This window comes from Nocardiopsis sp. TNDT3 (assembly GCF_003427465.1).
Lineage (GTDB): Bacteria > Actinomycetota > Actinomycetes > Streptosporangiales > Streptosporangiaceae > Nocardiopsis > Nocardiopsis dassonvillei.
Genome location: NZ_QPFC01000130.1, coordinates 1 through 5980, shown reverse-complemented (window position 1 = coordinate 5980; position 5980 = coordinate 1). Strand labels below are relative to the sequence as shown.

6 protein-coding genes are annotated in these 5980 nt (G+C 73.0%); 3 read left to right on the top strand and 3 right to left on the bottom strand.

Features of this window, described 5'->3' with window-relative positions; all coding sequences use genetic code 11:
* From DQW06_RS03705 to DQW06_RS03695, 3 genes are all read right to left on the bottom strand, one after another.
* On the bottom strand, positions 1–591 hold a 591-nt coding region (locus tag DQW06_RS03705; RefSeq protein WP_198662374.1), incomplete at its 3' end, for a four-carbon acid sugar kinase family protein.
* Between the two features lie 195 nt (positions 592–786).
* On the bottom strand, positions 787–2193 hold the full coding sequence (locus tag DQW06_RS03700; RefSeq protein ID WP_013153362.1) for a GntP family permease: 1407 nt from the start codon (positions 2191–2193) through the stop codon (positions 787–789).
* 18 nt (positions 2194–2211) lie between these two features.
* Positions 2212–3582, bottom strand: coding sequence for a homoserine dehydrogenase NAD-binding protein (locus DQW06_RS03695; protein ID WP_013153363.1), 1371 nt, complete (start codon positions 3580–3582; stop codon positions 2212–2214).
* 168 nt (positions 3583–3750) lie between these two features.
* Here DQW06_RS03695 and DQW06_RS03690 point away from each other — a divergent pair, with 168 nt between their 5' ends.
* The 3 genes from DQW06_RS03690 to DQW06_RS03680 form a co-directional block, all read left to right on the top strand.
* Positions 3751–4557 (top strand): DeoR/GlpR family DNA-binding transcription regulator, encoded by an 807-nt coding sequence (locus DQW06_RS03690; RefSeq protein ID WP_013153364.1) that lies wholly within the window; start codon positions 3751–3753, stop codon positions 4555–4557.
* A 297-nt stretch (positions 4558–4854) separates the two neighbouring features.
* On the top strand, positions 4855–5592 hold the full coding sequence (locus DQW06_RS03685; protein ID WP_013153365.1) for a sugar phosphate isomerase/epimerase: 738 nt from the start codon (positions 4855–4857) through the stop codon (positions 5590–5592).
* On the top strand, positions 5589–5980 hold a 392-nt coding region (locus DQW06_RS03680), incomplete at its 3' end, for a Gfo/Idh/MocA family protein (RefSeq protein ID WP_198662373.1). The genes DQW06_RS03685 and DQW06_RS03680, both read left to right, overlap by 4 nt.

Genomic DNA, 5980 nt, shown 5'->3' with positions numbered 1-5980 from the left:
CCGCGCGATGGCGTCGCGCACCGCCTCGGCCCCCCGGGCGACCACCGGCCAGGGCACCAGCGCGATGGCGTCCCCGCCGCCGCTGACCTGGGGGGCGAGCAGGCGCGGGAGGCTGGAGTCGGTCATGGGCGTGAGCGGGTGGTGGCGCATCGGGGACTCGTCGAGGGGGTCGTCCCCCACGAAGAGGTGGCCGCGGTAGACGGTGCGCCCGTTGGCGGGGAAGGCCGGTGCGACGACCGTGACGTCCTCGCCGAGGGCGTCGAGCACCGCCTCCGCGACCGGGCCGATGTTGCCGTCCGGGGTGGAGTCGAAGGTGGAGCAGTACTTGAGGTAGAACCGCTCGCACCCCGCGCTCCGCAGCCGGTCGAGGGCGTCCAGCGAGGCCGCGACCGCCGCGTCGGCGGGCGTGGTGCGCGACTTCAGGGCCACGACGACGGCGTCGGCCCCCTCCGCCGCGGCGGCGACGGGGTCGGCGCCGCCGGGGTCCCGCGAGTCCAGGACCACCGTGGTCCGGTGGCCGGACGCGGTGAGGGCGATCGCGACGTCGGTCGCTCCGGTGAGGTCGTCGGCGATCACGCCGAGGGTCGCCATGTGAGGTACTCCCTGTGGTCGGGGCGGGTCGGTCGGGCGGAGGGGTTCCGGCGCACCGTGCGGCCAGGTGGCCGGGTGCGCCGGAACTCCCTCGCGGGAAACGCGGACGGGGCTGGGCGACTGCTCCTCAGACCGTCCTCAGCCCGCGAGGGCCGGTCCGGGCAGAAACGAAGCGGGGGCCCGAAGGAACACCGCTCAGACGAGGCCGGTCGCGATCATGACGTTGAGCACGAGGAACCCGGTGACGCCCGAGATGAACGAGGCGACGCCGATCGACCGGATGCCCTGGCCCACCGTCATGTTGGACAGCGTGGTGGTGACCCAGAAGCCGGACGAGTTGGCGTGCTTCATGATCTGGGCGCCGGTCGCGCAGGCCAGGTACACCACGATCGGAGCCAGGCCGAGGTCGTCCATCAGGGGCTGCATGATGGCCGCCGAGGTCATCACGCCCAGGATGTTGGAGCCGGTGATCGTGCAGACCGCCGCGCCGACGAGGAAGGGGATGACGACCGGTGACATGCCGGTGCCCTCGATGCTCGCGGCGACGTTCTCGGCCACGCCGGTCTCCCGGATGATGGTGGCCAGCGCTCCGCCGACGCCGGTCAGGGCCAGGGGCATCGCGGCGATGCGCAGGCCCGCCTCGAACAGGTCGTTGAGGGTGGCCTTGTCCTTCCAGCGCCCGCGGAACAGCGGCAGGGCCAGCAGGCAGGCGAGGAAGAGCGCCACCGTCGGCTCGCCGACGAACAGGACGACCTCGGTGTACCAGGCCCCCTCCGGGAGCACCGGACCGGCCAGGGAGGCGACGATGATGAGGACGATGGGGGCCAGGATCGGCACGAGGGAGCCGAACAGGCCCACGCTGGCGGGGGCCGCGGCTCCGTCGGAGGAGGGCTTGGGGCCGGTGCCGTCGGAGACCCCCGGGGCTCCGGCGGAGGGGGTGCCCGGGCCGCCCGCGCCCGCCAGGTGTTCGACGAACTCCGGCTTGGGCGGCACATAGGTCTTGATGAAGGACAGGTAGACCGTCGCGGCGATGACGCCGGGGACGCCCACCATCAGGCCGTAGAGGATGGCCTCGCCCATGCTGACGCCGAGCAGCGAGGCCGACGCGAGCGGGCCGGGGCCGGGCGGGACGACCGAGGTCATGATGTAGGCGCCGAGGTAGAGGATCGGGCCGAGCTTCATCATCGACATGCCCGTGCGGTAGGCCAGGGCGGAGACGATCGGGATGAGCATGACGACCGCGGTGTCGGCGATGAGGGGGATGCCCAGCACGGTCGAGGCCAGGGCGATCGCCCAGGGCACCCTCTTCTCCGCGAACATGTTCAGGGCGGTCTCGGTGATCTTGGTGGCCGCGCCGCTCAGTTCGAGCATCCTGCCGAGCACGCAGCCGAAGATGACCAGAAGGCCGACGCTGGCGAGGGTGCCGCCGAAGCCCTCGGTGACGAGTTCGATGGTCTCGGTGCCGCCCATGCCCAGGACCAGGCCGAGCGCCACGACCACCATGAACAGCGTGGCCACGGGGTGGACCTTGAAGCGCGCGATGAGCAGTACGAGTACCGCGATGGCGGTGAGGAACGCCAACAGGGTGTAGATGTCCGACATGTCAGTGGGTCCGATCGTTCACAGGTGCGTGCGGGCGTGGCGCCAGGCGTCCAGGAGGGGGGCGCTGGCGTCGGCCAGGTCGTCCAGGCGCACCAGTGCGCCCGCCGCGACGTCGCGGCCCAGGGCGGCGTGGGCCGCCAGGTAGAGCGGTGCGACGTCGTCGGGGGCGTCGGCGGCGTCCAGCAGGACGGGGGCCACCCCCTGGACGTCGTGGTGGTGTCCGCCCATGTCCAGCCTGGTCCCGGCGGGGAGGTCGCGCCGGGCGCGCCCGGCCAGGACCGCGTGCGGGGCCGGGTGCCGGGGGGTCACCGCGCGGCGGCGGTCCACGGCGTCCAGCAGGCTCAGCGGGGTCTCCACGCCCATGAGGTGGTAGGGCAGGTACAGGCAGGCGTAGCGTCCCGAGCGCGAGACCACGTGGCCCTTCTGCGCGAGCAGTGCCCAGGAGACGGGGTCGCCGGTGCGGACGACGGCGAAGACCCCTCCGGCGAAGGAGGCCTCCTCGGGCAGGCGGAGCACGCTGAAGACGTCCACGGCGCCGGACCGGGAGAGGATCCCCCCGTCCTCGGCGAGGGAGTAGACGTCGGCGAGTTCGGCGACGCGCGCGACGGGGTAGTGCAGCTCCTCGGTGTCGGGCACCAGGCCCGTGTGGTTGGCGACGACCCCCATCTCGCAGTAGTCGGCGGCGGCCGAGCGCGACAGGCCCGCCACGGCGCGGGCGCGGGCGGCGAGCGTGGCGGGCACGTCCTCGCCCAGGGTCAGCAGGTCGGCCAGGTCGGGGGCGTCGATCTCCTGGTCGAGCTGGCGCACGCGGCCCGTGGCCGGGTCGAAGACCAGGTCGTACTCGCCCGACTTGCCGATCGCGACGACGTCCAGGCCCAGCAGGCGGGTCCGCTCGTACCACTCGATGAGGTTGGCGGGCTGGTCCCCGATCCCGGGGGTGTAGACCACGCCCCGTTCCCGGGCGAGGTCGGCCAGCGCGATCCCGGAGACGGAGTCGACCTCCTTGGAGACCATGACCACGTGGCGTCCGGCCGCGATGGCGGTCCGCGCGGCCCGGGTGCCCGCCTCGGGGCTGCCGGTGGCCTCGACGAGCACGTCGTAGTCGGCGTGTTCGAGGAGGCGGGCGTCGGCGATCACCGCGATCCGCCCGTCGGCCAGCGCGGCCACCTCGTCCGCGCTGGAGCACACCGTCAGCGCGTCGGCCGGGTAGCCGAGCTCGGCGCACAGCGCGATCGTCCCCTCGGTGTCCAGGTCGCACAGGACCGAGGGCCGCAGCCGCTCCATCCGCGGGGTCTGGGCGAGCAGGGTGCGCGCGAAACCGCCGCGGGCTCCGGTGAGCGCGTAGCGCACGGGCGGTGGCGGCGCCGTGGTGGCGTCGGTGGCTTGCATGGGTTCTCCTTCTTCCGGCCTCGCGGGGGGCACGTGTGTGTGCCAGGCCGCTACGGCAACGCGCCATGTTTAACACCAGCGGAACATTAGAGTCAACAATTATCACGACTGGTACCATCTGAGAACACTCGTTACCATGGTGCCCATGAGCGGAACCGAGGGAGAGCGATGATTCCGGCGCAACGGCGTGAGCTGCTCGTGCGGGAGTTGCGCGGTACGGGCGTGCTGAGCGTGAAGGAGCTGTGCGAGATCCTCGACGTATCGCACATGACGGTGCGCCGCGACATCATGACGCTGGAGGAGGAGGGGCGGGTCCGCTCGGTGCCCGGCGGCGTCGAACTGGTCTCGCAGGTGCGCTCGGAGCCCTCCTACCGCGACAAGTCGCGGGTGGACGTGGCCGAGAAGCGGGCGATGGCCCGCGCGGCGGCGGCCCTGGTCGGCGAGGGGCAGACCGTCTACCTGGACGCGGGCACGACGCTGGGGCACCTGGTGCCCTCCCTGTGGAGCGTCACCGGCCTCACCGTCATCACCAACGACATCACCACCGCCGCCTCCCTCACCGACCACCCCGACGTGACCCTGTTCCTCATCGGCGGGCAGATCGACCGCGAGAACCGCTCCTCGGTCGGCGACATCGCGGCCGCCACCATCGAGGAGTTCAACATCGACGTCGCCTTCGTCTCGACGAGTTCGTGGGACCTGAGCCGGGGCACCACCACGCCCTCGCGCGCGAAGGTCGCGGTCAAGCGCGCGGCCATGGCCGCGGCCTCGACGTCGGTGCTGGTCGCCGGGGCCGACAAGTACGGGGCCTTCGGCACCTTCAAGGTCGCCGCGCTCACCAGCTTCGCCTCGGTGATCACCGACGACCGCCTCTCCGAGTCCTCCGTGCGCGCGATCCGGGAGCTGGGCGTGGGCCTGGAGGTCGTCACACCCCAGCGGGAGGCCGACGAGGAGGCGGAGGCCCCCACCGCCTGACCCCCGCTCCGCCGGGGATCCCCCGCGGTCCAGGCGCGCGCGTGCGCACGGCCGGGACGGCACCCGCTCCGCCGGGGCGCCGCCCGGCCCCTCGGCGTGCCCTCCGGCCCTCCTCCTCACGGGGTCGCGCCCGCCCGCGCCCCGCTCCGTTCGTGCGCCCGGATCGTGCGCCCGGAAAAACCCTGGACAAAAATCTTCCAATGTAAGAATCTGGGTGCGCGGCCCCGCCCCGCACCCTCGGGGGCGTGCCGCGATGTGAGCGACAGGGCGATGCCCGAGCGAACGAAGGAGCCCCCCGTGCCGACAACATCCGTGCAGCTGTACTCGGTCCGTGACGAACTCGCCGACGGCCTGGAGAGCGCCGTGGCACGCCTGGCCGAGATCGGCTTCGCCCACGTGGAGCCGTACGCGTTCCACCTGGACACCGAGGAGTACCGGCGCGTGTTCGCCGCGACGGGCGTCACCGCGCCCTCCGGCCACGCCCCCGTGATCGACGCGCAGGCCCCCGAGGAGATCTTCGACGCGGCCGCCGAACTGGGCGTCGCCACGGTCATCGACCCGCTGGTCCCGGCCGAGCGGTGGCAGACCGCCGACCAGGTGGCCGGACTGGCCGAGCGCGTGAACCGGCTGGCGGAACTGGCCGCCGAGCGGGGTCTGGAGTTCGGCTACCACAACCACGCCTGGGAGCTGAGCACCCGCATCGGCGACAGGCACGCGCTGGAGGTGTTCGTGGAGCACCTGGAGCCGCGGGTCGTGCTGGAGGTGGACACCTACTGGGCGGGGGTCGGCGGCGCCGACGCCGCCGCGCTGCTGCGGGCCTTCGGCGACCGGGTTCGGCTGATCCACGTCAAGGACGGCACCCTGGACGGCGACGTGACACGGCAGCGGCCCGCGGGCGAGGGCGAGGTCGACGTCCGCGCGGTCCTGGAGGCCGCGCCGGGGGCGATCCGCGTGGTCGAGTTCGACGCCTACGCGGGCGACGTGTTCGACGGCATCGCGCGGTCGCTGGCCTGGCTCGGGGAGAACGACCGATGACGCGCACCGGGGCCGCCGGGGTCGGCGTCATCGGCGCGGGCAACATCTCGACCCAGTACCTGGAGAACCTGACCCGGTTCCCCGACGTCGAGGTCCGCTTCGTCGCGGACCTGGACCTGGCGCGCGCCGCCGCGCAGGCCGACGCGTACGGCGTCCCGGCGTCCGGGACCGTGGCGGAGCTGCTGGCGCGCGAGGACGTCGAGGTGGTGGTCAACCTGACCGTCCCGGCCGTGCACACCGAGGTCGGGCACCGGATCCTCGACGCGGGCAAGCACGTGTGGAGCGAGAAGCCCATCGCCCTGGACCACGACGCGGCCGCCGCGCTGCTGGCCAGGGCCGGGGAGGCGGGGCTGCGGGTCGCCTGCGCGCCGGACACGGTGCTGGGGGC